This is a genomic window from Paraburkholderia sp. J12 (genome assembly GCF_905220215.1).
In the GTDB taxonomy this organism is placed as follows: domain Bacteria; phylum Pseudomonadota; class Gammaproteobacteria; order Burkholderiales; family Burkholderiaceae; genus Paraburkholderia.
The window spans coordinates 195,964-221,651 of the sequence record NZ_CAJMZC010000007.1 but is presented as its reverse complement, the minus strand read 5'-3'; the positions used below and the strand labels follow the sequence as shown (position 1 = coordinate 221,651).

Below are 25,688 nucleotides of genomic sequence, written 5' to 3'. Positions count from 1 at the left end.
TGCGAAAATATAGCATCCATATTAATTTGACTGGCAGATCGGCTGCACGATACGCTCGGTGTTGTTGCTGCGCGGTTGGATCCGGGCGCGGCTCCCCCTAACACGCACTGTGATTCGTCATGAGCAAAGAAATCGATTACCTCAATCCTGCCCTGCCTCGGGGCCTCCGACGAGTGAGCCTGCCCGTGATCGACGCGACTCCCGGAACGCTGAGTGGCTATGGAGTGCTTGTGAACGACCCGGGCGAATGCGAGGTCGAAATCGTGCAGTGGCCAGCCGTGGGCTCAAGACCCATCGACCCGGGAACCGGTAACGAAGCGGGTACGACCGAAGGCACATTCGTCAGCGAATGGCGCGGCGACATCCTGTACGGTCGAAACGAAGCGGTAGGCGGCAACTATGTCCTCGCGTACGCCACGGAGCCAGACGACGCGCGCGAAGACAGCCTGGTCGCACCGGAGCGCATGTTGCTTTGGCATGCGAACTATCACCCGGACGGCGGTCAGCTCTTCTTCCCGCTTGATCGCCGCCCGTTCTATGTTCCGCTGGCATTGCCCGGCGACGACATTACGCCGGAAAAATTCGTCTGCTTCCGGTTCGACGGTCAACAAGGCCTCTACATTCACCCCAACATCTGGCATGAGGGTGTGTTCACCCTGGAAGGAGCCCAGCGGTTCTTCGACAAACAAGGCGCTGTCCACGCCCGCGTCTCGGTCGAATTTGCGCAGGAGTTTGGTTGCTTGCTGGAAGCCCCCATTCGCCTGTGACGCGCAGCCACGTGTTCCGTGAGCCTGCTTGCGCAGGTGCTGGGTAAGCGCGACAAAAGTGTCTTCGACCCAAGGCTCGTCAAGACCGCCTAACACCCTCATCCAAACCGGACACAATACACCGGCGGCAAATGCGCTGAGATCAGTTGCCAGCTCTCGCCACTGTCCCCGGACGTCCACAACCCGCCCGTGGTGGACCCCATCGCGAGGCGCGTGCCGGATTCGTCGATAGCGAGCCCGTGCCGGTACACGAGATCGTAGGCCGGTGCAGCCGGCAGCCCTTTCGAGAAGCGCTCGAACGTGCGGCCCCCATCGCGTGTACGCGTAACGACGAACTGGCCATCGACCGGAATACGGTACTGGTCTTTGACGGCGGGCACGAACCACGCGGTATCCGGCTCGCGCGGGTGCACGGCAACCGCGAAGCCGAAACTCGATGGCTGCGCTTCGATTCGTTGCCAACGCCCGGAGCCGTTGGTCGAGCGGAAGATTCCGCAGTGATGCTGCGCCCACAGCACCTCAGGATCGGACGGGCATTGCACGATCCGGTGCGGGTCTTGCGCGTTGGGCTCGCCGCGCTGCTCCGGCGGCATATAGTCGGCCTCCATGCCGTCGGCACTCAGGCGCCAGGTCGCGCCGCCATCCGCCGTTTGCCAGACGCCGCCGCACGACACGCCGACTGTCACGTGCCGGCTGTCGCGCGGATCGACCATCACGGAGTGGATACCCGCCGCGTCGTAGCCGCCTCCCATCCATTCGCGGCGCTCCGGACGATCCCAGAGCGCGCGGTTGAGCACCCAGGTGTCGCCGCCATCGCCGGAACGGAAGAGGCCGCCGGGAATCGTGCCGGCCCACAACACGCCCGGTTCGTCCGGGCCGCCGGTTTCGAGCGACCAGATTTGCTGAAGTGTCCACGGCGTGGGATTGGGCGTTTGCGCAGCTTCTGCGCTGTCACCGGCTGGCGGTTCGTCGGCAGGCTGCGGCGGGTAGACGGGAACCGCGCACTCTTCCCAGGCGGTCATGCCCGCGCGCCGGCGATGCAGCTTCACGCCGAAGTGACCGAGGTTGAGCGCGGCATATAGCGATCCGTCGCGCGGATCAGGCAGCACCATGCTCACCGGTTCACCCATGAAATGCGGCTCACCGAGGGTCCAGCCACCCGCGCCGTCGGCCTGCAGAACGAACAATCCCTTGCGGGTCCCAACCAGCAATCGATCGCTCATGTCGCGTGTCTCCTCGTTCGTGTCTGCGGGGGACTTTTATCCGCCCGAGAGCGCCTGGATGACGTGAACCTGGCTGTCCTCACTAAGTGCATCGGACAGATGTTGTCGGTCGCGCACCGGCCGGCCGTCGACGAACACCGCGAGATGTTTGCGCAGTGCGCCCTGATCGTCGAGGATGTAGCCGCGCAACCGGGGTTGCGCGGCAAAGACGGCTTCGAGTGCTTCGCCTAGCGTATGTGCGTCGATCTCGCGCTCGGGCGTCGCGATGTGCCGTTGAATCGAAGCAGCGAAGCGGATGCGCGGCATGGCGGGTTGTCGGGCGCGAGAGCCTTGTTAGTCGATTCTGAAGTGTAGACGATTCGTTGCGGGCTTCACGCGCCTTGCTGCGTATCATCCGACGCCACGCCCAACTCCGCCGCAAGCCGTTCCACGAGCGCGCGCAACCGCGCTACCTCGCCGGCCAGGCGCTCATGATCGCCACGCAACGCCTCGAACTCCGCGAACGACACGCTACTGCCCGCAACGGGCTCGCCACCGCCGGCTGCCACCTCGTCGGCGCTGCTCTCCACCTCGCCGCACAGCAAATGCATCCATCGATTTTCGCGCTCGCCGGGTGCGCGCGGCAGCTTCACGACGAGCGGCGGTTCGCGTTCGGCGAGCTCAGCGAGGAAGGCCTCGACCGAAGACACATCGGCAAAACCATGCAGCCGCGCCGAGTTCAACCGCAGCTCGGCTGCTGTCTGCGCGCCGCGCAGCATGATGACCGTGAGGAGTGCGACCGCCTGGGCCGGAATGCCCAGCACGCGGTTCAGGTTGTGCTCGAAACGCGGCACGCGGCTGCTGCTGCCTTCGAATACGAGACTCAGGTGCTTGAGGTCTTCGATCGCGCCGAGCACCTCGGTTTCGCTCACGTTCATTACCGGCGTGCGCGCGGTCTTCTGGTTGCAGCCCGACGTGAGCGCATTGAGCGAAAGCGGGTAAGTATCGGGCACCGTGTGCTGTTTCTCGACCAGCACGCCCAGGATGCGTGCTTCGAGTTGCGTGAGTGTGCGTAGCGTGCGCGGCGAGGCGCTATCGGCAGAAGAGTTCATGTTCAACCCGGTCGTCGTAGATCGTTCGTGGGGGGAGATCATACGCGCATTGCGTAGCCCGCCGGCGGCAATTTTCTGACCGGGTCGATCGCGTCAAACGCCTTCTCGTTCCTTGAGGCGCTTGCGGTGCGCCGCGACCTTCGCGCGGTTGCCGCACAGCGCCATGCTGCACCAGCGGCGCGCGTGGCCGCGCGTATGGTCGGCGAACAGCAAGGTGCAGCGGTGGCCTTCGCACGCCTTCACATGCGTGAAATCTTCTTCGCAGACCAGTTTGGCCATGGCCTCGGCGATGGGCAGCAGCAATGCGTCCGGCGATTGCCAGCGCCGGAGCGTACGCAGCTGCAGCCCATCGGCGGCATCCGGCGCGCCCGCGACGATGGCGTCATGGCGCGCGTCGCCTTCGAGGATGCGGTTGAGCGGTTCCAGCGCACCCAGGTCGCGTGCGGTGAGCGGCTCGCCTTTGTGCGCCCGCACGAATTCCCGGAACCATTCGCGCAGTTCGCGCGCACGTGCGGCCAACGCGTCGAGTTCGGCCTGGCTGGCCTGCTCGCGCATCTGCGCCAGCACGGCCGCCGGCACGAGATCCGCCTGCGCAAGCCACGCAAGCAATCCCTCTCCATCGCCGAGCCAATCCACAGGTTCGTCCGCGGGCGTTGCCACCGAATTGAGGAAATCGAGGCCCAGCGCGTCGGCCACGAAGATCGCGGGGTTCTGGCGGTAGTCCATTGCGGGCGCCAAATGAAGTGAAGTTGGGATAAATGTAACCGTTAAAAATGCACTTGACAAGTTACTTGCGCAGTTAGTAACCTTTAAAACGTGATTTTAGAGGTTACAAGAGGGTTGCAAGGCCAAGCGGATTTCAGGGCGCCATGCAGCTAGCCACTTTCCCAGGAGGAATCAGAGATGGCTTCGGAAAACGTAAGCGTGGTGCTGGCTCACGGCGCGTGGGCGGACGGTTCGAGCTGGAGCAAGGTGATTGGCCGTTTGCACGCGGCCGGCATCGAGGCTGTTGCGGCGCCGTTGCCGCTCACGTCGCTTGGCGACGATGTCGCGGCGGTCACAAGGGCAATCGCGCGGACGATCGAGCGCGCGCCTGGCCCCGTCGTGCTGGCGGGACATGCCTACGCAGGCGCTGTGATCGGCGCGGTGCGCCATGAGGCGGTCTGCGCGCTGGTCTATGCCGCGGCGCTGGCGCCCGACGAAGGCGAGACCGTGGCCGGCGTGTTCTACCGCGGCGAGACGCATCCGCTGGCGCCGAAGCTCGCACCCGATGACGAGGGCTGGATCTGGCTGCCGCACGAGGCGTTTGCCGCGGCTTTCGCGCAAGACGCGGCACCCGGGGAGCTCGCGGTGCTGGCCGCCGTGCAGCGCCCGATTGCAGCGGCGTGCATCGGCGAGCGGGTGGGGCGGCCGCTGTGGCGCGACTTGCCCGCGTGGTATCTGGTCGCCGGCCGGGACCGCATGATCGACCCGGCCACGCAGCACTTCATGGCGCGCCGCATGAATGCGAACGTGCGCACCTGCGACGCGGATCACACGCCTCTCGTGACGGCCTCCGACGCTGTCGCGCAAGTGATTATCGAAGCGGTGCGGTCGGCCGCTGCCCAGTGAATGAATGTCTGACTGATTCGTCTTTCAAGGAGAGAGAGCATGTCCACCGTTTCGTATCGCCAGGCCGATGTCGATGGTTTCAACGTGTTTTATCGCGAGGCCGGCCATGCCGGTGCGCCGAAGCTGTTGCTGCTGCACGGTTTCCCAAGCTCCGGTCACATGTTTCGCGATCTGATTCCGAAGCTGGCCGACCGTTTTCATATCGTCGCACCGGATCTGCCGGGATTCGGGCAATCGGATATGCCTTCGCGCGATCGTTTTGCATACACGTTCGACAACATCGCGAAGGTGATCGAGCGCTTCACCGAGGTGATCGGTTTCGACCGCTACGCGGTTTATGTGTTCGACTACGGCGCACCCACCGGTTTCCGTCTAGCCGTCAGTCATCCTGAACGTATTACGGCGATCATTTCGCAAAACGGCAACGCTTACGTAGAAGGATTGAGCGACGGTTGGAACCCGATCCGCGCGTACTGGGAAACGCCGAACGAGGCGAACCGCCAGGCGCTGCGCGCCATGCTCACGCCGGAAACGACGAAGTGGCAGTACACGCACGGCGTGCCCGATGTCACGCAAGTCCCGCCGGACGGTTATACGCTCGACGATCATTATCTTTCGCGTCCGGGTGCCGACGAAATCCAGCTCGATCTTTTCGGCGACTATCGTAACAACGTGGCACGGTATCCCGCGTTCCAGCAGTATTTCCGCACGCATCAGCCGCCGTTCCTCGCGGTGTGGGGCAAGAACGATCCGTTCTTCCTGCCCCCGGGCGCAGAGGCTTTCAAGCGCGATCTGCCCCAGGCGGTCGTGCGTTTCTTCGATACCGGCCATTTCGCGCTCGAAACACACGCTGCGGAAATTGCCGAAGCGATTGCGGCATTCCTCGCTCGCTGACCGCGCGAGGCGCGAGCCTGATTCGATTCACGACATGGAGAAAGCGATGTCCACGAAAGTTGCAATCGTCACGGGCGCGAGCCAGGGGATTGGCCGCTCCACGGCCGTCCGGCTCGCGCGCGACTTCGGCGCAATCGCGCTGGTTGCGCGCAACCGCGCGAACCTCGAAGAAACCGCCGGAGAAGTGCAGCGCGCGGGTGCCCAGGCACTCGTGATCGACCTCGATCTGGGTGACCCGGCAGCGGCCCAGCAAGTGGTGGAGCGCACACTCGCGGCGTTCGGCCGGATCGACGCGCTGCTCAACATTGCGGGCGCGGTGCCGCAGATCGACGTGTTCGAGATGAGCGACGACGAGTGGGACCGCGGGCTCGCGTTGAAGCTGCATGGCGCGCGCCGTCTCACGGTGGCCGCATGGCCTTCGCTGAAGGCGGCTTCGGGATCGGTGGTGCTGATGTCCGGCAATTCGGCGCTGTTTCCCAAGGCGCCGTATGCGGCGGTGGGCACGATCAACGCGGCGATCGTAGCGCTTGCCAAAGCGTTCTCCGATCGCGGTATTGCCGATGGCGTGCAGGTCAACAGCGTGTTGCCGGGGCCGGTGATGACAGGCCGGCGGCGCAGCTATCTCGAACACTGGGCGCCGCTGCACGACATGACGGTGGAAGAGGCCACCGCGAAGTTCCCGGCGGAAGCGGGTATTGCGCGCTACGGCACGCCGGAGGAGGTCGCCGAACTGATGGCGTTCGTGGTATCGCCCGCAGCGCACTGGATGACCGGCACCACGCTGCGCATGGATGGCGGAGAAGTGAAGTCGGTGTGAGCGACGAAGCGTGCGCCGGAAGCCCGGCGCACGCGGGTTCACCACGTATCGACGAAAGGCCGCTTTTTGCTGTTGCGTGCGGGCTGATCGGGAGGAACAGCGGGCACCGCATTCAGGCCCCGCATCAACCAGCGGCGCGTTTCGGCGGGATCGATGACCGCGTCGATTTCGAGGAAGCTCGCCATGTTGATGGCCTTGCCGTTGCGATACGCTTCGGCCACCATGCGCTCGAACAATTGCTGTCGCGCGGTCGGATTTTCTACTGCCGCAAGCTCTTTCGCATAGCCCAGCCGCACCGCGCCCTCCAGCCCCATCGCGCCGAATTCGCCGCTTGGCCAGGCGGCGGTGAAGAGCGGCGCGTGAAAGCTGCCCGCCGCCATGGCTTGCGCACCGAGCCCGTAGCCCTTGCGCAGCACCACGGTAAAGAAAGGCACGCTCAGGCTTGCTGCGGCGACGAACATGCGCGAAACATGCCGCACCGTTGCCTGCTTTTCCGATTCCGGCCCGACCATGAAGCCCGGCGTGTCGCACAGCGAAAGCAGCGGGATGTCGAATGCATCGCAGAGCTGCATGAAGCGGGCGGCCTTGTCGCCGGCCTGCGCGTCGATGGCGCCGCCCAGATGCTTGGGATTATTGGCAAGCAATCCGAACGGTTTTCCTTCTATGCGCACGAATGCCGTAATGAGACCCGGCGCGAACTGCCGCCGCAATTCGAGCACGGACCCGCTATCGGCGAGCGTTTCGATCACGCGGCGTATGTCATAGACGCGCAGGCGGTTTTCGGGAATCGCCTCGCGCAGCAGGCGCTGGTCGGCGCAGGACCAGTCGTCGAGCGGGCCCTGGAAGTAGGCGAGGTATTGCTTCGCTACGCGCACGGCCTCGGCTTCGTCTTCCACGAGCACGTCGATCACGCCGTTGGCCGACTGCACGCTCGACGGCCCCACTTCTTCGGGCGCGAACGTGCCGAGTCCGCCGCCTTCGATCATGGCCGGCCCGGCCATGCCGATGCTCGCATTGCGCGTGGCGATGATGACGTCGCAGCAGCCCAGCAACGCGGCATTGCCCGCGAAGCAGCGCCCGGACACCACGCCCACGAGCGGCACGAGCCCCGAGAGCCGCGCCATGGCCGCGAAGGTGTGGCAATCGAGGCCCGCCACGCCCACGTAGTCGGTGTCGCCGGGACGCCCGCCGCCGCCTTCGGCGAACAGCACGAGCGGCACGCGCCACTGCCCGGCGAGTTGCAGCATGCGGTCGGTCTTCTTGTGGCTCATCATGCCTTGCGTGCCAGCGAACACCGTGTAGTCGTAGGCGATTGCCATGCAGCGGGCGGCCTGCGCGCCGAAGCGCTCCGCGTTGACGGTGCCGAGGCCGGCCACGAGGCCGTCGGCCGGGCTCTGTCCGATCAGGTCTTCCAGCGGCCGGCGGCGGCGTTGCGCCGCGAGCGCCAGCGCGCCGTATTCGATGAAGCTGTCCGCGTCGAGCAGATCGTTCAGGTTTTCGCGCGCGGTGCGCTGGCCGGTCTTGCGCCGTTTCGCCACGGCGAGCGGGCGGCGTTCGTCGCGCGTGATCGCGTGACGTTCAAGCACTTCGGCGAGATCGGCGCGGATATGCGTGAGGTCGTGTTCCGCTTCGCTCTGCTCGAGCGTGCCCGTCACCTCGGCGGGTTCGACATAGAGCAACGGTGCGCCTTCGAACACGCTGTCGCCGGGCTCGACCGCCACCGTGCGCACGACTCCGCTTTGCCTTGCCTGCACCACGAATTCCATCTTCATCGCTTCGAGCACGGCCACCTGCTGGCCGGTGGCGACGGTGTCGCCGGGCTGCACGTCGAGGCTCACGAGCACGCCCTGGCTCGGCGCGTTCAGGGGCACGCAACCGGGCGGCGCGTCGGCTTCGTTGCCTTGTGTCGCTTTGTCGGGCGTCGGCGAAGCGTTGCGGAAAAACAGTGGGCGATGCGCATCGGCACTCGGTGCGAGCAGTGCATCGATGTGCGCTTCGATGTAGCGCGTGTTGACGTTGCAGGCCGCGAGATCGGGTAGCTGAAGCAGGTTCTGCAGGAAGTGGATATTGTTGGCCACGCCTTCCAGACGAAACTCGCAGAGCGCGCGCGCGGCGCGGCGCAGGGCGAGCGCGAAGTCGTCGCCGTGGGCGATCACTTTCGCGAGCAGCGAGTCGTAGCTCGGGCTCGTGGTGTAGCCCGCGTAACCGTAGCCGTCCACGCGCACGCCGACGCCGCCCGGCGGTTCGTAGGCGCGCAGCACGCCGCCGGCGGGGCGGGCGCTGCCGTCCGCCTGCATGGTTTCCAGATTCACGCGCAACTGCACGGCGTACCCGCGTGCGGCAGGAGGCTCCTGCAGTTTCAGCGCGGCGAGCGTCGCACCCTGCGCGAGCCGCAACTGCGCGGCGACGAGATCGACACCCGTGATTGCTTCGGTCACGCAGTGCTCGACCTGCACGCGCGGGTTCGCCTCCATGAACACGAAGTCGCCGCGCGCGCGATCGACGAGAAATTCGAACGTGCCGATGCCGCGATAGCCCACGGCGCGCGCCAGCGTGAGCGCCGCGTCGATCACACGCTCGCGCAGCGCGGGATCGAGCCCCGGCGCGGGCGCGATCTCGATCACTTTCTGATGGCGGCGCTGCAGGCTGCAGTCGCGTTCCCAGAGGTGGCTTACGTGCGCACCGTCGCCCACCACCTGGACTTCCACGTGCCGCGCATCGTCGATGAGGCGTTCGACATACAGCGCGCCGTCGCCGAATGCGCTGCGGGCTTCGGACTCGCAGCGCGCCCAGGCGTCGTCCAGTTCCCCCGCGTGACGCACCGCGCGCATGCCGCGTCCGCCGCCGCCCGCGAGCGCTTTCACCATGATCGCGCCGTGCTCGACGAAGAACGCATGCGCCTCGTTGCGCGTGACGGCGCGATTGCTGCCCGCCGCGAGCGGCACGCCGCAGCGCGCGGCAAGTTCGCGGGCACGTGCCTTGTCGCCGAAGGTTTCCAGCACGTCCACGGAAGGGCCGACGAAAGTGAGCCCCGCTTCCTCGCAGCGCCGCGCAAATGCCGCGCTTTCGCTGAGAAAACCGTAGCCGGGATGCACGGCGTCGCAGCCGTTGGCGAGCGCGGCTTCGATCAGCCGCTCGATGTCGAGGTAGGCCGCCGCGCCGCGGGCGCCGAGAGGGACGGCCGCATCGGCCTTGCGCACGTGCAGCGATTGCGCGTCGTCGTCGGCGAATACCGCGACGCTGCGCAGGCCCGCATCGGCGGCGGCGCGGGCAATGCGGATGGCGATCTCGCCGCGATTGGCGATCAGAAGAGTCTTGATGGGCTTCGTCACAGCAGATTTTCCAGTTCCTGTTTTCTGACCTTGCCGGTGGCGGTCATCGGCAGTGCGTCCAGCACGCGGATCTCCGGCACCTTGTAGGGCGCCATCGATTCGCGGCACCACGCCGCGAGTTCTCCGGCTGTCGCCGCGCTGCCGGGCTTGAGCACGATGAAGGCCACCGGGCGCTGGCCGCGCGCCGCATCGGGCTGGCCGATCACGGCGCTGCCGGCAATTGCCGGGTGTTGGCCGAGCAGCGCTTCGAGCTCGCTGGGAAAGACGCTCATGCCGTTCACCTTGAGCATTTCCTTGCGCCGTCCCAGATAGCGGATGAAGCCTTCCTCCGTGATGACGGCAAGATCCCCGGTGTGCAGCCAGCCCTCGCGCAGCGCTTCGGCGCTGGCCTGCGGGCGGCCCCAGTAGCCTTTGAGGAGCGACGGCGAGCGCACGCAGAGTTCGCCTTCCGCACCGGGCGGCAGCAGCGCGCCGCTCGCGAAGTCGCAGACCTTGAATTCGGTGCCGGGCACCGGCAGGCCGACGAAGGTGGGCTGGGCGCGCAGGTCGAGATCGTCGTCCTGCAGGCCGAGCGTGAAGGTGTCGCAGGTGTGCGTCTCGGTCATGCCGTAGCTGAATTCGTAAAGCGTGCAGCCCGTGAGCGCGCGCCAGCGGCGCCGGTAGTCGGGTGTGAGCTTCTTGATGAACGAGATCGCGCCTACGCGTTGCAGCGAGGTGAAATCGAAGCCGGCCGCGCGCGGATGGTCGAGCACTTCCGCCACGCTATCGACGAGCATGCCGCAATGGCTCACGCGGTAATGCTGCACGGCGCTCATCCACGCGAGCGGGTCCCAGCGCGCGAGCAGCACGAGCGCGGCGCCGGTGAATACGGGAAAAAGCAGGCCCGCGTTTTCGCCCGCAATCCAGAACTCGGGCAGGAAGTTCAGGAACACGGCGCGCTCGTCGGCGGCGAGTGCCACGGGCAGGAAGCTCGCGCAGGTGTAGAGCATGTCGCCGTGAGTGTGGATGCAGCCTTTGGGCAGGCCGGTCGTGCCGCCCGTGTAGTTGAGCGCGGCGATGTCGTCGAGCTGCGCGACGTGGGCGGGGGCCGGTGTTTCGATGGCTGCGAGCGCGGGGAGCAGGTCGATGAAGTCGTTGAAGTCGTCGCACGCGACTTTGGGCGCCTCCACCAGGTCTGGCACGGGGATGGGAGACACGGCGCCGCGCATCTCGCCGAGGTTCGTCGCGAGCACCGCGCGCAACCCGCATTCGTCGCGCACCTGGCGCACCACGGGCAGCAGCTGATCGAAGCAGACCAGCACCTGGGCGCCGCTGTCCTTGAGTTGATAGCCGAGTTCGAGTGCCTTCGAAAGCGGGCTCACGGGCGCGTGCACCGCGCCGCACTTGAGGATGCCGTAGAAGACGATGTGCATCTGCGGGCAGTTCGGCATGAAGACCGCTACCCGGTCGCCGGGCTTCACGCCCAGCGAAGCGAGCAGCGCGGCGCAGCGGTCGCTCAGCCGGTCCAGCTCGCCGTAGTTGAGCGTGCGGCCGTAGAAGTGCAGGGCGGGGCGTTCGGGCGCGCGGCAGGCCCATTCGCGCAGATAGTCGGCGATCGGCCGCTGGCCGAGCGGGTAGTGCGGCTCGCGCGGCGTGCCCACGGGCCATGCCTCGTTCCAGAGCCGGTGTAGATGGTCCAGATACTCGCGTTCGTTCATCGGGGCCTCGCGGACCTGCGGGTGACGGTCTGGCCATGTTAGAGGGGCGAACCGAGGGCTGGAACTGATGGTTTTTCATCCCGCGACATGAATAATGTTCATGATTGGCGGCCGGGCGGCTCCGGCACCCACGCGTTATTCGATGATGGTTAGCACCTCGCTGGCACAGCGCACGGACACCCCACACGCACCATGAACGATCAGCATGAATGGCCGGCCACGGGCCGCATCGACCTGAACCTGTTCCGGGTCTTCGAAGTCGTCTATCGCGAGCGCAATCTCACGCGGGCGGCGGCCATCCTGCATCTGAGCCAGTCGGCCATCAGCCATGCGCTGGCGCGGTTGCGCGAGCAACTGGGCGACCCGCTTTTCGTGCGCGAGGGCCGCGGCGTCGCGCCCACGCCCGAGGCGCGGCGGCTCGCGCCCGCCATTGCCCAGGCGCTCGGCATCCTGCAGGACAGCGTGGGGCGCCTGAAGGAGTTCGATCCGGTCCAGGACGCGCGCACCTTTACCCTGAGCATGCCCGAACAGCTCGAGCCGATCCTGCTGCCGGCGATCATCGCCGGGGTTCGCGAGCGCGCGCCCCGCGTGCGGGTGCGCAGCGGCGGGGTGCGCTGGGCCGAGCTGAAGCTGGAAATGGCGGCGGGCCAGATCGACCTCGCCATCGAGATCGCCCGTCCCGCCGACGCCGAACTGCGCCAGTGCCAGCTCATGCGCGAGCCGCTGTGCGTGGTGGCCGGGCCGCAGTTCCAGGGGGCGCTCACGGCGCAGCGTTATCTCGATGCCGAGCACATCGCGGTGACGTCGCGGCGGCGCGGCATTTCGGTGGAGGATCTCGCGCTCGACAGCGTGGGCCTCTCGCGCAACGTGGTGCACCGTTGCCAGCACTATCTGGCGGCGAGCCTCGTAGCCGCGCAAACGCCGTTTCTGCTCACGATGGCGGACCGCTATGCCCGCCTCCTCAACGCGACGCTCGGCAATCGCGTGTTGCCGATGCCGCTCGACCTGCCGCCCGTGGCGCTCAATCTCTACTGGCACGAACGCACCGGCAACGAGCCGGGCAACCGCTGGCTGCGAGAGCGCGTGATCGAGGCCTGCGGCCGGCGCGAGTAAGCTGCGGAACAGGGCGGTCCAGCACAAAAGAGGGCGGCGCGGCGGCGGGTGCGAAGCCGCACGCCGCGCAAACGTTATGCGCCCCGCTATAAAGTTCCGCCGCGCCCTGCCGTTGACATTAAACGGATGCCGAACTCCATCGGCGTTCCCGCGCGTGCCGCTGCAACACGGTCATGGCCGCCCGGACAACAGATGAAAACGCGGCGGGCGAGGGCCTGACCGCGGGAGACGGAAATGCTGAACAAGCTGTCGATACGCGCGAGCCTCACGTTGATGGTCGCGTTCTTCGGTGTCGTGCTGGTAATCGGCGCGGCGCTGGGTCTTTTCTCGATGCGCGAGAGCAACGCGTCGCTGCAGGAGATGTACACCGTCGATACGCCCGCTGTCGCCGACCTCGAAGGCAGCGCGGGCCAGTTGCTGCGTCTGCGACTTGCGCTCGCTACCTATGCGTCGCTTTCCGACCTGGGCGACACGGCGGGCGCGACCGCCGTGCTCGGCCGCTTCGACCAGTATCTGAAGAACTCGAACGACCGCCTCGATCACTACCGCTCGATCATCACGCCCGACGACGAAGATCGCCGCCTCATCCAGGACATGCTGGACAAGCGCGATGCCTTTCTGAACGACGGCGTGAACCCGGCGCTCGCGGCGCTCAAAGGTGGCGACCGCAACGGCTTTCAGGAGCTCCAGGCGCACAAGCTACCCGCGCTCTACAACGGCTACGAAAAGGCGATGCTCACGCTCGAGAAACGCCAGATCGACCACGGCGCCCAACGCTACCAGGTCGCGCGCGAACGCTTCATGGCGATCAGCATTGCCGTGGCGGCGGGCATGGTGTTCGCGCTCCTGCTCGCCACGCTGGCGCGCGTGGCGCTCATGCGCGCGATCGTCCATCCCGTCGATGCCGCGATCGCGCAGTTCCAGCGCATCGCCGGCGGCGACCTGACCGCGAAGGTCGCGGTCACAAGCCAGAACGAAATGGGCAAGCTCTCGGCGGCGCTGCAGCGCATGCAGGAGGCGCTCATCACGATGGTGAGCACGGTGCGCGACGGCATCTCCTCCATCGATACCGGCGTGAGCGAGATTGCCACGGGCAACACCGATCTGTCGCAACGCACCGAGGAGCAGGCGGCTTCGCTCGAAGAAACGGCGGCCAGCATCGAGCAGCTCACGTCGACGGTGAAGCAGACGGCAAGCAACGCTCAGGAAGCCAGTTCGCTGGCGGAGGGCGCTTCGGGGCTCGCCGCCCAGGGCGGGGACCTCGCGCGCGAGGTGGTGGGCACGATGCAGCATATCGTCGGCGACTCGCGGCGGATTGGCGATATCGTCGGCGTGATCGAGGGCATCGCGTTTCAGACCAACATTCTCGCGCTCAATGCCGCCGTGGAAGCGGCGCGCGCCGGCGAAGAGGGGCGCGGGTTTGCCGTGGTCGCGGGCGAAGTCCGCTCGCTCGCGCAGCGTAGCGCTTCGGCCGCCAAGGAGATCAAGGACCTCATCGCCACCTCCACCGCGCGCGTGGAAACGGGCGCGGGTCTCGTGGAGCGTTCGGGATCGAACATGCAGGAGATCGTGGGCGCCATTGCGCGCGTGAGCGCGATCATGGGTGAGATCGCCTCGGCCGCCTCCGAGCAGAGCACCGGCATCGACCAGGTGAATCTGGCCGTCTCGCAGATGGACCAGGTCACGCAGCAGAATGCGGCCCTGGTGGAAGAAGCCGCGGCTGCGGCGGCTTCGCTCGAGGATCAGGCACGCCGCCTCAGTTCGGCGGTTGCGGTTTTCCGCACCTGAACCGCGCGGGCAGGCGGCGCGCGCGATGCGCCGCCGCCGTGTGCGTCGTGCGCTTTATCCGCGCGCCGGAATCTCCAGCCCACGCGCGACGGCCGGACGCGCGACGAACGCGTCCAGCGCGCGCTTCACGTGCGTGAAGTCCTGGAAGCCCACCAGATCCGCCGCCTCGTAGAAGCCCACCAGGTTGCGCACCCACGGGAACGTGACGATATCGGCGATCGTATAGTGCTCGCCCATGATCCACTCGCGGCCCGCAAGCCGTTCGTCGAGCACGTTGAGCAGGCGGCGCGACTCCGCGACATAGCGGTCGCGCGGGCGCTTGTCCTCGTACTCCTTGCCCGCGAAGCGGTGGAAGAAGCCTAGCTGGCCGAACATCGGGCCAATGCCGCCCATCTGGAACATGACCCACTGGATCGTCTCGTAGCGCTCGTTGCCGGCGCTCGCGAGGAACTGACCGCATTTGTCGGCCAGATAGATCAGGATCGCACCCGACTCGAACAACGCGAGCGGACGGCCTTCGGGACCGTTGGGATCGAGGATCGCCGGGATCTTGTTGTTCGGATTCAGCGAGAGGAATTCGGGGGTCATCTGGTCGTTGGTGTCGAATCGCACCAGATGCGGCTCATAAGGCAGGCCCGTTTCCTCCAGCATGATCGAGACCTTCACGCCGTTGGGCGTGGGCAGCGAATATAGCTGGATGCGTTCGGGATGTTGCGCGGGCCACTTGCGCGTGATGGGAAAGGCGGACAGGTCGTTCATGCGGGCGTTCCTTGCGAGCCGGAAAGGGCGAGCCGCCCAGTTTAGAGGAAATGGCGATGGCGCGTTGGGGATGACCCCGGCGACTGCCGTTGCCGCTCGTGAGGTCAGTTCGACGGCATCGACTGCTGCACGAGCAGCAGATTCTGCGGCACCACGCGGATCAGGCCGCCGCGCGGGCTGTCGATATCGGCGATCAATGAAAGCGAGAGCGAGACGGTGATGGGCAGCACGAACAGCAGCACGCGCCGCCCGGTCTCGCCGCGCACGCCGTAGCCTTGCATCAGGTTGCTGAAGAAGGCGATCAGCATCATGAGCCCCCACGCCGAAACCGGAATGCGGTTCAGCCAGGCCGCCTGCGTGTAGCCCTGGGTGTTGAGCACGTCGTTCATGCCCGTTACCACGAGCGCCGTGATGGGCGTCGGTTTTGCCGCGGCTGCGTCGCGCACGCTCGCCCATAGCTGGCTCTCGAGGTCCGAGGTCTTGCGGTTGATGTCGTCGAGTTCGGCGCGATCGCGCGTCGTGTAGTACTCGACGCGCAGTTGCAGATACTGGGCGAGCAGCGCCTTGAGTTTCGCCGCGTCGCTGCCGCCGATCAGATCGGCACGCACGTACTCCGTGCCGATCGCGTTGGCTTCCTCTTCCTCGTAGTTCTTGCGCTGGTCGTAGCGGCCCACCGCCATCGATAGCGTGAAGCCGATCAGCAGCGCCAGCAGCGTGAGCGTGGCGCCTTGCACGACGGTGTAGTTTTCGCGGGCGTCCTCGTGGAGCGGCACGAAGCGGTGCAGCACGACGGCGCCGAGTGCGGCCGCGACGGAGAGCAAGACGATCAGGGTAACGAAGAGACCAGCCGGGTGGTTGACGAGTTGGCTCATTGCGGCTCCTGAGGGCTGATAGCGAAGGGCGCCAGGCGTGGCGAGCGCGGGGATGCCGGGCTTACGAGGCTTCCCAGGTGGGGCCGTCCCACCCGTCGAGATACTTGGGCAGATGGTCCTGAACATCGACCACTCGATGCCGGTAGAACAGATGCATGGACGGTGCGAACGCCGCATCGAGCGTGCCGCCGGTGGTGCGCGCAACCATGCTGTTGGGGACAACGCGCATGCCGAGGCGATTCGTGCCGAATACCACCTCGCCGCAATCGCTGCAGAAGGTCTTCGTGAGTTGCTTGTGCGGATGTTTGAAGACGTGTCCCGTCCCCTCGGTCATGCGGACTGAGTCGGCATTCCAGGCCGTGGCCGACCAGATCGAGGTGCCGTAAAAGTCGCGGCATGATGCGCAGTGGCAGTTCGCCCGCGCGACCGGCGAGCCTTGTACGTCGACCGCGAGTTTCCCGCAAAGACAGGTAATGCGAAGTGACATGGCCGTCGTTTCCGTGAAGTCCGTCGCGCATTGTATAGCGCGATCTCATTGATGGGGATTGAACTGGGCGTTGTGTGGGTTATTCATTTCATGTTGGATCGCGTTGAACAAATTCAGGTGATTGAGTTCGATGGCCACGGGCTTGATATTCGGCTCAAGGTGGTCGTGCGCGATCCGCTGGAATTCGGGCACGAATTCGGGATCGAGAGCGTATGGCTACTCGTGAGCGTCGACGTCTGTACACATGTGGTACTCGGTTATCACCTTGTGTTGGAACGCGAATATAGCTGTATCCCCCAGAACGGGGATTTGTGTCTTTGAGTTTTTATATATCTATTGCGCAACCACTCAGTTGTTGTATGCAGTCTCTCACTCTCTATTTAAACTGATAGTCGTCGCGAGGCTGTAATCGGTCGATATCGCGTTCCACTATTGAGAGTTTACTTGCGGATCGTGCGCATCATTAATGTAGTGTCCTATCTCATGACTCAATATTGCTATAAAATTTGCACTCCTAGGTGTTTAATTTGTGTCGAAGCTATACAATAAAAATGTAATTGATTCGCTATTTTATTCCAGCCAATGCCGGCCGTCTTTGGATTGGATTGAATGGGTTGAAATTTATTTTTAATTGCATCGTTATTATATTGTATGGGTTCATTGACAAGTGTTGAGATCGTGTTTATGAAGGTAATTTCATCGTGTTTCAATTGGACTTTCTTGAAAATTTCTGCATTGCAGGTGATTTTATTCATCATATTTAGTTCCTGTTGGAGTTTTGGGAAAATCCGATACCGGTAAGGCAACCGTTTTTTAAAAATTTGAAAGTTGTGGTGATCTCCGAATTGTTTGGTTTTTTGTAAATATATCCACTAGTGGTAGTGTGAGGGTTAAGATATTTATTTACCGAATGTCCAAAGACATCCATCAAGTCGACGGGCGTGATACAAATTACATCCGTATTAATCAAGAAAGAGATTTGAACTCTTGAAAAATCACGTCCGGTCGGCCTAAATAATCCATAGGAAAAGCTTTGATTTATATTCTCCCTTGGAAGCTGAGTGGGTTTTATTGTCACGGACCATCCATCGATTTTCGGTCCGGCGGCGGGAGTTGTGGAAATGGTTCTCTCGTTTTCTATAGAAAAATCGATTCTTAATATTTTTCCAATCCTTTGAAAGTCTGAAAGATCATCTGAATCAGAAACCCGTTTTATGTCCACCAGGTAATCACGAGATGTTCGGGCGAAAAATTTATTATCACCTTTATTGGCGCATGCCAATAGAAGTGGCGCGACTGAAATCGCTGCGAATATTAGTTTCGTCTTCATTTTCCCACGCTACCCTTTAAAGCAAGGGAGATTGAATTTTGCATTTCAGACAGATCCTGTTGTTGACTTTGCTTGGCGTTGCTGCATAAATCGAACGCAAAGGACGAGGTGATTCCGATGTTTTCGATCTCAGGCAATACGGACGGACTTCGGGCGAGCGAGTGCTGCCATGCGGTTGAGCCCCCCTGCACGAGCCGATAATTCGGTTGCCTGAGAACCGATCTCGCGAGCCCACAGGCAAGAGTCTTTGGGGATCTTGAGTCGGTACATCAGGGGCTCAGCCAGCGAGCGACGGTGGTAGCCACTTGCCTGCTTCCATTCACGTCTGTTTGTGCTATCGAGTCGATGGCGGCATTACGCCAGGCCGCACATGGCATGCCCTGCGGCCGCGGCGTCGCGCCGTCACGCGGCGGAATCGACGGCACAGCTCCGCGCACCGCAATTCGCGCGTGCCACGCCTTGGTGTCGTAGGCGCCGTCCCCACCGATGGTGCCAATTGCCACGTCAGCGGGAATATGGTCGAGCAAATCAGGCAACAATTCGCCATCGCCAGATGAGTGATCAGTGCAGCGCAGATCTGTTCGGTGTTCGCGTCCATCGCCAGACGCACCTTGCGCCGGGTGCGACGCTTGGACCAGCCATGCTTGCGCACCTTCCACTAGCCTTCGCGATAGACCTTCAGTCCGGTGCTGTCGAGCACGAGGTGCAACGGTTCTTTGGGACGTTGCGTCGGCAGCGCGACCCTGAGAGTCTGCGCGCGACGGCTCAACGTTGTGTAGTTCGGCACGGTCAGCCTCGGCAGTCAAGTTTGAGCAGACTCTGGGCGAAGCCTTGCAGTGCACGCAGCGGCAGACGAAAGATCTGCTTGAGTTCGAGCAGCATCTGCACGAGCGCATCCGCAGACGCATGGGCGCCCCCGGGTGCGCACCTCGAATTCCAGCGCTGCAGCGAAAAGGTCGGGGTCAATCCACATCGTTACATCCTGTCGAACGATTATCCCCGCGTTGTATTGCGCCCAGTTCTTGACGCGGCACTTGCCCTTTGGCTGGACTTTCTTGTTGGTGGTGTCTCTGCGCATCTTCCCGGAAAAAATCGAAAATGTCCGTAGGATACCGAATCGTTAACAGAGGTACGGCGCCGATGTTGCACGTATACGTCAGCACATGCACAGTGGCCCGGATTTATGCAACAACGCCTGTCCGCAGCCATGATTCATATCGCGATGGGCAGCCTTCTGCCAGGAAGAATTGCCCATCCCCGATTTTTCAAGCGGGCTCTAAGTATTTATATCTGGAATCCGACAAAACTGAATCCTGCGCTGTAGTAAAGCTGATCATTCCAGAGTGTATTGACATTGCTCATCGACCCGGTAATGCCAATCAACGTTCCGCTGGATGAATACTCCGATTGGGCTGTGGCGTGTCCCGTCGGATCATATTGCGTTGACCAGTAGCTGCCATCGGAGTTATATGAGTATTTCGTAAAGCTCGTCAAATTCCCAAGAGCGTTGAACGCATCGAACTCGGTCTCCTGCAGGATCGAGTTATAAACATACGCGTTGTAACTATTGTCAGCGTGAAATTGATAGACCGTACGACTACCGTCTGCGTTGAAGTTGATCTGCTGCGTTTCTTGGCCCGACGAGTTCCACTGGAAATCCTGGTACAGTCGCCCGCTAGAGTCGAACTTTGCCAGTTCCTGCTCAAGACCATTTGCGCCATAGAGCGTTGAGGTTTGAGAGTTGTCGGAATTTACCATGTGTACAACGATGCTTCCGTTGCTCTGGTAATCGACCTGCTTGTTAAGCGTGCCGCCCGAGAAGAACTGGTCCTGCGTCAACTTGCCATTATTGCCGAAAGACGCATACTCGATCATCTGTCCATTCGGACCGTACAGTGACACGTTTTGCGTACCATCGACATGGAAATCGTACTTGGTGGTGTTGCCACCCTGTACGTAGTCGTAGCGCGTCGTCTCCTGCCCGTTGGTGAAGAAGATGTCCTGCGTCTTGAAGCCGTTGGTGGCGAACGATGCGGTCTCCAGCATCTGGCCATTGGTCCCGTATAGCGACACGGCTTGGGTACCGTCCAGGTGGAAGTCGTACTTGGTGGTGTTACCGCCCTGTACGTAGTCGTAGCGCGTCGTTTCCTGTCCGTTGGTGAAGAAGATGTCCTGCGTCTTGAAGCCGTTGGTGGCGAACGATGCGGTCTCCAGCATCTGACCATTGGTCCCGTACAGCGATACGGCCTGAGTACCGTCCAGATGGAAATCGTACTTGGTGATGTTGCCACCCTGTACGTAATCGTAGCGTGTCGTCTCCTGCCCGTTGGTGAAGAAGATGTCCTGCGTCTTGAAGCCGTTGGTGGCGAACGATGCGGTCTCCAGCATCTGGCCATTGGTTCCGTATAGCGACACGGCCTGGGTACCGTCCAGGTGGAAGTCGTACTGGGTGGTGTTACCGCCCTGTACGTAGTCGTAGCGCGTCGTCTCCTGTCCGTTGGTGAAGAAGATGTCCTGCGTCTTGAAGCCGCTTGCGTTGAATGAAGCGAGTTCCGAAATTACGCCGTTGGGACCATACAGTGTCGAAGTTTGGGATCCGTCCAGGGCCAGGTCGTGTTCGACAATGCTGCCATCCACCCTGAAGTCATATTGCTGGCTCGTCGAACCATCGGCGCGGAAAACGTACTCGGTCGTCTTCGTACCATTTGCGTCGAAGAGGGTATTGGAGACAACTGTCCCGCTCGCATCGTACGCCGTCGCACTCTGTGTCTTGTCGGCGTTGATTGTATGTATAACCGATGTCAGGTCGTTGAAGTAATCATTTTCCTGAGTCAATTTGCCGTTGACGATAACTTTTTCAGAAACACCGTCAGTACCTACGGTGATCTGCGATGTCAGCGAACCATGTGCGTCGTAAACAGAGGTTTGCACATTGCCTGATGCGTCGAGCGACGTGACTTGCATGCCCTGGGTCGTGACGATGACTTGCTTCCCGTCACCAGAAATAATTGCACCTCCCTGGCTTGACACGATAGAAACCTGATCTATCTTCCCGCCAAAGAAAGCATCAAGCGCAGTTTTCAGCGCGAACTGATTTGCAGCCTGTTGCTCTGCCGTGCCGTCCGACGGGCCGGCTACCGGGAGGTCGGGGAATACGGCCTTTGCGATCGCATCCGATGTAGCATTGGCGAAATCCTGCTGATTGCCGATATCGCCGGAATTGATGTTGTAGTTCAACAAGGCACCGGTCGCACTATCGAGCAGCAGCTTTAGTGCCGTTCCTGCAGCTGCACCGACAGCCTGGGGCGACTCGATTCGCATTGCCCAATTGGCAATTTCCGCCACCTTCCCAAAATCGCCAGCTTCAACGTAGGTGATATTGACCTTTGCCACCGCCTCGAAGAGCGAATATGCAGCTTTGACATCACCGATGACACTGCCGTCGGACTTCAGGATTTGTTGCCACAACGTTTCACGGTCGGCATCGTTCAGCACTGAAAATGGCGTGTTCAGCGTCCATACGTCGTCGCTGAGGCCGAGGGATTCGAACACTTGATTGTGGATATCCCACGCTTGCCGGGATGTCAGATCTGTAGTCGCCATCCCATTGGCGGAGTTTGTCGCTTGCACAATCAGCGAGTTAACATATGCCTTGGCTAGATCCAGTTTGATTGTTCCCAGTTCCGCGTCGCTAACTGGGTGGCCAGTCTGCGCTCCAGATAAACCGAGGAATTCGATTGCAGTGGAGCCGCTTACGGTGTTGTCAAGGTCGACGCCTTTGGCAAGACCGGCATACGCGTAACCTTGGGATTGCAGATAGGTATAGACGCCCGCGATGTCTCCAGACGCAAGCTGATCTTTAAGGCTGGTGAGCGTAGATAGGGATATTGCATTCGGCATAAAAATATTTTCCTAAATTTAACTCTGCTTGAATGACAGAACAATTTGTTCGATGTTTTTCTGAATATTTCTCCATTCTTTTAAATTATTTCTTGCATATGTTGCATCAACTATCACACCAAGATCTGGGATAAAGAAAGTCTGATTGCAATACTTCGGGCCACCTGCGCCTGTTCCGCAGACGATATAACTTTTCGATCGGAGTGGATCAAAAAATATATCGATATTGTCAACGCTTATTTTTGAATAGTCCGGGCCAATCAATTTCTCCATGACAAGACCGTCAACCAGATCCGGTTGTTTTTCAAAATACCAGTCGTGCGCGACTCTCCATTCAATCTTCCCCTTCATCTGTCGGGTGATTAAACTGGAAAACCATTCGGCAGAATTTTTTGGAATATCATCGATAGGTTGTATGCCCACATCGGTCCACTCATTCCTCCTCGCATCAGGACCTTTCAACCCAATCCAGCTGTCGCGGTTCCCATCGTTCAGCGGAGCAAAATCTGGAAGATGAAGCAGAATCGAGAAAGAGCGGATTGGCACGTCTGGACCAGGCTGATGGCGCTTGGGCGGCCGAGCCCAGATCTCGTCACCCTCATACTCCACGCCGAAAAATTTGTATTCGGCGGGAATTACCATGCGTATGCCATGAATGGTTCCCATGCCGGGTGCGCTTGCCGTTTTGGGATCGGTCTTTGAACATGCGGTTGTCGCAAGGCAGAGCGCCGCAAGTAGTGGAAGCAGAATTCTCTTCATATGAGGGTTGGGGTAGATTGCGAATCGGTTTACCAAGGTCCGTCGTGAAAATCGTAAATGCCGGTGCATCATGCGACGCACCACACGCTCAGTCCCGCATGGATCGACGGATACCGTCCTTGATGGGCTCCAACAGATAGTCCAGCGCTGACCGCGCATAGGTCTGAATGAAGATCTCGGCGCGCAGACCCGGCCCCAGTGCAACGGTTTGCCTGGAAATGCGGTTCGCCTGCCGGAGTGCATCGGCGGACACCTCGATCCGACTCGTGTAATAGGGCTTGCGCGTGTCCTTGTCGGTCAATGCGTCGGCGGAGATGTAGACGACTCTGCCCTTGAGCGTCGGGGTGACACGCGAGTTGTAGGCGGTGAGTCGAACGTCCGCGACACTTTGCAAGGCGATCTCGCGGATGTCGTCGGGTTTGATCTTCGCTTCGATCACCAGCGCCGTATTCTTGGGCACGATATCCAGTATCGGGTCACGTGGACCGATTACCGCTCCAACGGTGTGCACGTTCAGGCCAACGACGACGCCTGCCACGGGCGCGGTAATCTGTGTGCGTGCACTCACGTCCTTCGCGGGCCGGATCTGGTCGGTTAGCTGGAAGGCCTTGCTGGTGGCCTCCTTGAGCTCATCGCTGGCGGCTTTCGAATAATCGTTCTTCAGACTCGTGATTTTCAACTCGATGTCGGTCTGCTTTTGCTTTGCTCGCATGAGTTCCGCCGAAGCCGACTGTACGCGGGAGAGCGAATCGGCTTCCGAGCGGCGCAGATCGACCACCTTCGTCTGGGCCACGAAGCCCTCCTTCTGCAGTTCCTCGTTGGTCTGCAACTGCTGCTCCGCGAGTGTATGTGCACGATCGGCCGTGCCCACCATCTGCTGGCTGAGCGCGATCTCCTGCCGGGTCTGTCCCAGTTCGGTCTGCAGCATCGACACCTGGTCGAGCAAAGCGCGGCGCCGCGCTGTAAAGAGCGTCAGTTCCCGTTGCAGCAGTTCGGCCACCCGCGGATCGTCGCGCCGGCTCGTCAGTCGCTCCGGAAACTCGGGGGCATCCTTGAGATCCCGTTCCGCCATCAGACGCGCAATCTTTACGTCCTCGGCGTCAAGTTGTATCTGCAGCGCATCTACCGCCGCGGCGGGACGCAAATTGTCGAGGACGAGCAATGTCTGACCCGCTCTCACTGCATCTCCATCCTTGACCAGGATCGCCTTGACGATCCCGCCTTCCTGGTGCTGGACTGTCTTGCGTTCGCCGTCGGACTGGACGACACCTTCGGCGACGACGGCACCGGAAAGCGGCGCCAAAGCCGCCCAGGCGAAAATCGCAACGATCCACACGGCCAAACCCAGTGTGCCACCCAGAATCAGGCGGCGAGGTAACGGTAACCTGTCGTCCACCGCTGCATCGGCGGATGAGCCGAGCCAGCGTACGGCCTTCGCGGTCGCAGCATTAAACCGTTCGCATAGTCTTGTCATCATTCTTGCCCTCCCAGCGCCGGCGCCGTCCGTCTCGCGACCGGCGCCATGGAAGAGTTCGAGGAAGGGGGAGGCGTATGGGGCACAGCGGCTGCCTGCGCGCCTGCTGTCGCGAATGGTCTGCCACGTTCAGCAATCTCATGCCTCGTGCCGAACTGCTCGACCTGACCCGCTCTCATCATCAGGACACGGTCAGCCAGCGAGACGAGGCTCGGCCGGTGAGTGACGGCAAGGATGGTGACTCCGTCTGCCTTGATCTGCTGGATGACGGTATCGAGCATGGCCTCGCCATCGCTGTCCAGGTTAGCGTTCGGTTCATCCAGCAGCAGCACTTTCGGATCGCCATACAGCGCCCGGGCCATCGAGATACGCTGACGCTGCCCGCCAGAAAGCGTTTCGCCTGCCTCGCCAATCTGCGTTTCGTAACCCTCCGGCAAAGCCAGGATCATTTCGTGGACGCCGGCACGCCTGGCTGCCCGCACGATCGCGTCGGAGTCGAGCGGCAGTGGTGTCGCCGAGCGGGCGATGTTCTCGGCCACCGTACCCGCAAAGAGTTCGACATCCTGCGGAACGTAGCCGAGATACCGGCCGAGGTTCGCGCGCGGCCAGCGCGACACGTCGGCGCCGTCGAGCCGTACCGTGCCAATCTGCGGACTCCACAGCCCGGAGATCAGTCGCAGCAGGGTCGACTTTCCCGATGCGCTGTGACCGACGATCACGAGTGTTTCGCCAGCGGCCAGCGAAAAAGTGATGTCGCGCAGCAAGAGGCGTCCCGGTTGCCCCGGAGCGCGAGCGGGTGCGCTGAACGTCACGTGCTCGACCTGTATGGCCCCGGTTGGTGCGGGTAGCGTAATCGCAGTCGGATTGTCTGTCCGGTCCAGCAGGTTCCCCAGCCGCCCCCATGCCTGACATAGCTCGCCGAACTGTTTCCAGCTGCCGATCATCTGTTCGATGGGCGCGAGTGCCTTGCCGAGCAGGATCGTCGTTGCCAGCATCACGCCAGGCGTTGCGAACTCATCGATAACGAGCCATGCACCAGCCGCCATCGTGATGACCTGAATGCCCTGGCGCAATACCCGCGTGATTTCCTTGTACAGTGCGCCGCTCTCGGTTACACGCTGCTGTGCCGTGGTGACCAGGCGCTTGCGGGTATCCCATGCGCCGACCACATTATTTGCCATCCCCAGGACGGTCACGACTTCGGCGTTCCGGACAATCTGGCCGTAAGCCAGATCGGTCTCGCGCTGCCTCGCCATGTAGGACCCGATACTCTTTTCAGTCAGACGGCTATTGAGCAGTGCCAGCGCGAGCAGGACAATCCCGCTGATCGCGGCGATCAGGCAGAGCACCCAGTGAAACAGGCAGATAATCACGAGATAGACAATCAGCCAGGGAGCGTCGAGGAACGCAATAACGCCCGGGCCGGACATGAATCCACGCAGGGCGTTGAGGTCCGCGGGAGTTGCGATATGGTGCTGCGGAAGTTGCCGGGCCTGCGCGTCAAGCCGGGCCTGCAGCGCCAGTCGGTCGAGCCGGTTGCCGAGCTGAACGCCGAGGTCGGAGAGGAGCCGCCCGCGTACGACGTCAACCAGCAGCATCATCCCTAGCGCGATGACCATGAACGCCATCAGCATACCCAGCGTTTCAAGACTGCGACTTGGCAACACACGGTCGTAGACCTGCAGCATGAAGATTGTCGGTGCGAGCACCAGCAGGTTGGAGAAGACCCCGAATCCGGTAACCAGCCAGAGATGACGGCGAATGAGCGGATAAA

The 25,688-nt window shown here is 62.1% G+C and carries 20 protein-coding genes and 2 pseudogenes; 7 read left to right on the top strand and 15 right to left on the bottom strand.

Annotated elements, in window-relative coordinates:
- The first annotated feature begins 119 nt into the window (after window positions 1–119).
- Window positions 120–767 carry an ureidoglycolate lyase gene (locus U5760_RS17480; protein WP_322013499.1) on the top strand — a complete coding sequence of 216 codons (648 nt, stop codon included), beginning with the start codon at window positions 120–122 and terminating at the stop codon, window positions 765–767.
- 98 nt (window positions 768–865) lie between these two features.
- Here U5760_RS17480 and U5760_RS17475 read toward each other — a convergent pair whose 3' ends face one another.
- From U5760_RS17475 to U5760_RS17460, 4 genes are all read right to left on the bottom strand, one after another.
- Window positions 866–1,990: an exo-alpha-sialidase gene (locus U5760_RS17475; RefSeq protein WP_322013498.1), complete on the bottom strand. Its 1,125-nt coding sequence runs from the start codon at window positions 1,988–1,990 to the stop codon at window positions 866–868.
- Window positions 1,991–2,026: 36 nt separating this feature from the next.
- Window positions 2,027–2,296, bottom strand: coding sequence for a MoaD/ThiS family protein (locus U5760_RS17470; RefSeq protein WP_322013497.1), 270 nt, complete (start codon window positions 2,294–2,296; stop codon window positions 2,027–2,029).
- Between the two features lie 65 nt (window positions 2,297–2,361).
- Window positions 2,362–3,081 (bottom strand): YceH family protein, encoded by a 720-nt coding sequence (locus U5760_RS17465; RefSeq protein ID WP_322013495.1) that lies wholly within the window; start codon window positions 3,079–3,081, stop codon window positions 2,362–2,364.
- 93 nt (window positions 3,082–3,174) lie between these two features.
- Window positions 3,175–3,807: a CGNR zinc finger domain-containing protein gene (locus U5760_RS17460; RefSeq protein ID WP_322013493.1), complete on the bottom strand. Its 633-nt coding sequence runs from the start codon at window positions 3,805–3,807 to the stop codon at window positions 3,175–3,177.
- A 177-nt stretch (window positions 3,808–3,984) separates the two neighbouring features.
- Here U5760_RS17460 and U5760_RS17455 point away from each other — a divergent pair, with 177 nt between their 5' ends.
- Genes U5760_RS17455 through U5760_RS17445 form a run of 3 tightly spaced genes read left to right on the top strand, consistent with a single transcriptional unit; the run spans window position 3,985 to window position 6,403 of the window.
- Window positions 3,985–4,692 (top strand): alpha/beta hydrolase, encoded by a 708-nt coding sequence (locus U5760_RS17455; protein WP_322013492.1) that lies wholly within the window; start codon window positions 3,985–3,987, stop codon window positions 4,690–4,692.
- Window positions 4,693–4,731: 39 nt separating this feature from the next.
- Complete coding sequence (locus tag U5760_RS17450; protein WP_322013491.1) at window positions 4,732–5,586, top strand: alpha/beta hydrolase; 855 nt, start codon at window positions 4,732–4,734, stop codon at window positions 5,584–5,586.
- 46 nt (window positions 5,587–5,632) lie between these two features.
- Window positions 5,633–6,403, top strand: coding sequence for an SDR family oxidoreductase (locus U5760_RS17445; protein ID WP_322013490.1), 771 nt, complete (start codon window positions 5,633–5,635; stop codon window positions 6,401–6,403).
- 38 nt (window positions 6,404–6,441) lie between these two features.
- On the opposite strand, the gene U5760_RS17440 is transcribed toward U5760_RS17445, so the two are convergent.
- Together U5760_RS17440 and U5760_RS17435 are read right to left on the bottom strand one after the other, a co-directional pair.
- Window positions 6,442–9,735 carry an acetyl-CoA carboxylase family protein gene (locus tag U5760_RS17440; protein WP_322013489.1) on the bottom strand — a complete coding sequence of 1,098 codons (3,294 nt, stop codon included), beginning with the start codon at window positions 9,733–9,735 and terminating at the stop codon, window positions 6,442–6,444.
- A complete protein-coding gene (locus U5760_RS17435; protein ID WP_322013488.1) occupies window positions 9,732–11,432 on the bottom strand; it encodes an AMP-binding protein in 1,701 nt (566 codons plus the stop codon). Before U5760_RS17435 ends, U5760_RS17440 begins: the two co-directional genes overlap by 4 nt.
- Window positions 11,433–11,624: 192 nt before the next feature.
- On the opposite strand from U5760_RS17435, the gene U5760_RS17430 reads away from it, so the two are divergent.
- Both U5760_RS17430 and U5760_RS17425 read left to right on the top strand, forming a co-directional pair.
- Complete coding sequence (locus tag U5760_RS17430; protein ID WP_322013487.1) at window positions 11,625–12,545, top strand: LysR family transcriptional regulator; 921 nt, start codon at window positions 11,625–11,627, stop codon at window positions 12,543–12,545.
- Window positions 12,546–12,779: 234 nt separating this feature from the next.
- Window positions 12,780–14,333, top strand: coding sequence for a methyl-accepting chemotaxis protein (locus tag U5760_RS17425; protein WP_322013486.1), 1,554 nt, complete (start codon window positions 12,780–12,782; stop codon window positions 14,331–14,333).
- A gap of 54 nt (window positions 14,334–14,387) precedes the next feature.
- Here U5760_RS17425 and U5760_RS17420 read toward each other — a convergent pair whose 3' ends face one another.
- The 3 genes from U5760_RS17420 to U5760_RS17410 all read right to left on the bottom strand — a co-directional run bounded on the left by U5760_RS17420 (window position 14,388) and on the right by U5760_RS17410 (window position 16,451).
- Complete coding sequence (locus U5760_RS17420) at window positions 14,388–15,092, bottom strand: glutathione S-transferase N-terminal domain-containing protein (protein WP_322013484.1); 705 nt, start codon at window positions 15,090–15,092, stop codon at window positions 14,388–14,390.
- 104 nt (window positions 15,093–15,196) lie between these two features.
- The gene (locus tag U5760_RS17415; RefSeq protein ID WP_322013483.1) at window positions 15,197–15,964 is read right to left on the bottom strand and encodes a hypothetical protein; all 768 of its coding nucleotides are present in this window, start codon (window positions 15,962–15,964) and stop codon (window positions 15,197–15,199) included.
- Between the two features lie 61 nt (window positions 15,965–16,025).
- Window positions 16,026–16,451 (bottom strand): GFA family protein, encoded by a 426-nt coding sequence (locus U5760_RS17410; RefSeq protein WP_322013481.1) that lies wholly within the window; start codon window positions 16,449–16,451, stop codon window positions 16,026–16,028.
- A gap of 114 nt (window positions 16,452–16,565) precedes the next feature.
- Here U5760_RS17410 and U5760_RS17405 point away from each other — a divergent pair.
- Window positions 16,566–16,739, top strand: a pseudogene (locus U5760_RS17405) (integrase); the annotation flags it as partial.
- 472 nt (window positions 16,740–17,211) lie between these two features.
- On the opposite strand, the gene U5760_RS17400 reads toward U5760_RS17405, so the two are convergent.
- The 6 genes and pseudogenes from U5760_RS17400 to U5760_RS17375 form a co-directional block, all read right to left on the bottom strand.
- A complete protein-coding gene (locus U5760_RS17400; RefSeq protein WP_322013480.1) occupies window positions 17,212–17,781 on the bottom strand; it encodes a hypothetical protein in 570 nt (189 codons plus the stop codon).
- A 129-nt stretch (window positions 17,782–17,910) separates the two neighbouring features.
- Window positions 17,911–18,859, bottom strand: a pseudogene (locus tag U5760_RS17395) (IS5 family transposase).
- Window positions 18,860–19,065: 206 nt separating this feature from the next.
- Window positions 19,066–21,681, bottom strand: a complete 2,616-nt coding sequence (locus tag U5760_RS17390; protein ID WP_322013479.1) for a hypothetical protein — start codon at window positions 21,679–21,681, stop codon at window positions 19,066–19,068.
- A gap of 18 nt (window positions 21,682–21,699) precedes the next feature.
- The gene (locus U5760_RS17385; RefSeq protein WP_322013478.1) at window positions 21,700–22,440 is read right to left on the bottom strand and encodes a hypothetical protein; all 741 of its coding nucleotides are present in this window, start codon (window positions 22,438–22,440) and stop codon (window positions 21,700–21,702) included.
- Between the two features lie 88 nt (window positions 22,441–22,528).
- On the bottom strand, window positions 22,529–23,917 hold the full coding sequence (locus U5760_RS17380; RefSeq protein WP_322013477.1) for an HlyD family type I secretion periplasmic adaptor subunit: 1,389 nt from the start codon (window positions 23,915–23,917) through the stop codon (window positions 22,529–22,531).
- A complete protein-coding gene (locus tag U5760_RS17375) occupies window positions 23,914–25,677 on the bottom strand; it encodes a type I secretion system permease/ATPase (RefSeq protein ID WP_322013609.1) in 1,764 nt (587 codons plus the stop codon). Before U5760_RS17375 ends, U5760_RS17380 begins: the two co-directional genes overlap by 4 nt.
- Between the last annotated feature and the right edge of the window lie 11 nt (window positions 25,678–25,688).

Excerpts from the sequence above, each read along its gene's own strand:
- U5760_RS17480 (WP_322013499.1), top strand. The coding sequence starts at position 120 with ATGAGCAAAGAAATCGATTACCTCAATCCTGCCCTGCCTCGGGGCCTC.
- U5760_RS17475 (WP_322013498.1), bottom strand. The coding sequence starts at position 1,990 with ATGAGCGATCGATTGCTGGTTGGGACCCGCAAGGGATTGTTCGTTCTG.
- U5760_RS17470 (WP_322013497.1), bottom strand. The coding sequence starts at position 2,296 with ATGCCGCGCATCCGCTTCGCTGCTTCGATTCAACGGCACATCGCGACG.
- U5760_RS17465 (WP_322013495.1), bottom strand. The coding sequence starts at position 3,081 with ATGAACTCTTCTGCCGATAGCGCCTCGCCGCGCACGCTACGCACACTC.
- U5760_RS17460 (WP_322013493.1), bottom strand. The coding sequence starts at position 3,807 with ATGGACTACCGCCAGAACCCCGCGATCTTCGTGGCCGACGCGCTGGGC.
- U5760_RS17455 (WP_322013492.1), top strand. The coding sequence starts at position 3,985 with ATGGCTTCGGAAAACGTAAGCGTGGTGCTGGCTCACGGCGCGTGGGCG.
- U5760_RS17450 (WP_322013491.1), top strand. The coding sequence starts at position 4,732 with ATGTCCACCGTTTCGTATCGCCAGGCCGATGTCGATGGTTTCAACGTG.
- U5760_RS17445 (WP_322013490.1), top strand. The coding sequence starts at position 5,633 with ATGTCCACGAAAGTTGCAATCGTCACGGGCGCGAGCCAGGGGATTGGC.
- U5760_RS17435 (WP_322013488.1), bottom strand. The coding sequence starts at position 11,432 with ATGAACGAACGCGAGTATCTGGACCATCTACACCGGCTCTGGAACGAG.
- U5760_RS17430 (WP_322013487.1), top strand. The coding sequence starts at position 11,625 with ATGAACGATCAGCATGAATGGCCGGCCACGGGCCGCATCGACCTGAAC.
- U5760_RS17425 (WP_322013486.1), top strand. The coding sequence starts at position 12,780 with ATGCTGAACAAGCTGTCGATACGCGCGAGCCTCACGTTGATGGTCGCG.
- U5760_RS17420 (WP_322013484.1), bottom strand. The coding sequence starts at position 15,092 with ATGAACGACCTGTCCGCCTTTCCCATCACGCGCAAGTGGCCCGCGCAA.
- U5760_RS17415 (WP_322013483.1), bottom strand. The coding sequence starts at position 15,964 with ATGAGCCAACTCGTCAACCACCCGGCTGGTCTCTTCGTTACCCTGATC.
- U5760_RS17410 (WP_322013481.1), bottom strand. The coding sequence starts at position 16,451 with ATGTCACTTCGCATTACCTGTCTTTGCGGGAAACTCGCGGTCGACGTA.
- U5760_RS17400 (WP_322013480.1), bottom strand. The coding sequence starts at position 17,781 with ATGAAGACGAAACTAATATTCGCAGCGATTTCAGTCGCGCCACTTCTA.
- U5760_RS17390 (WP_322013479.1), bottom strand. The coding sequence starts at position 21,681 with ATGCCGAATGCAATATCCCTATCTACGCTCACCAGCCTTAAAGATCAG.
- U5760_RS17385 (WP_322013478.1), bottom strand. The coding sequence starts at position 22,440 with ATGAAGAGAATTCTGCTTCCACTACTTGCGGCGCTCTGCCTTGCGACA.
- U5760_RS17380 (WP_322013477.1), bottom strand. The coding sequence starts at position 23,917 with ATGATGACAAGACTATGCGAACGGTTTAATGCTGCGACCGCGAAGGCC.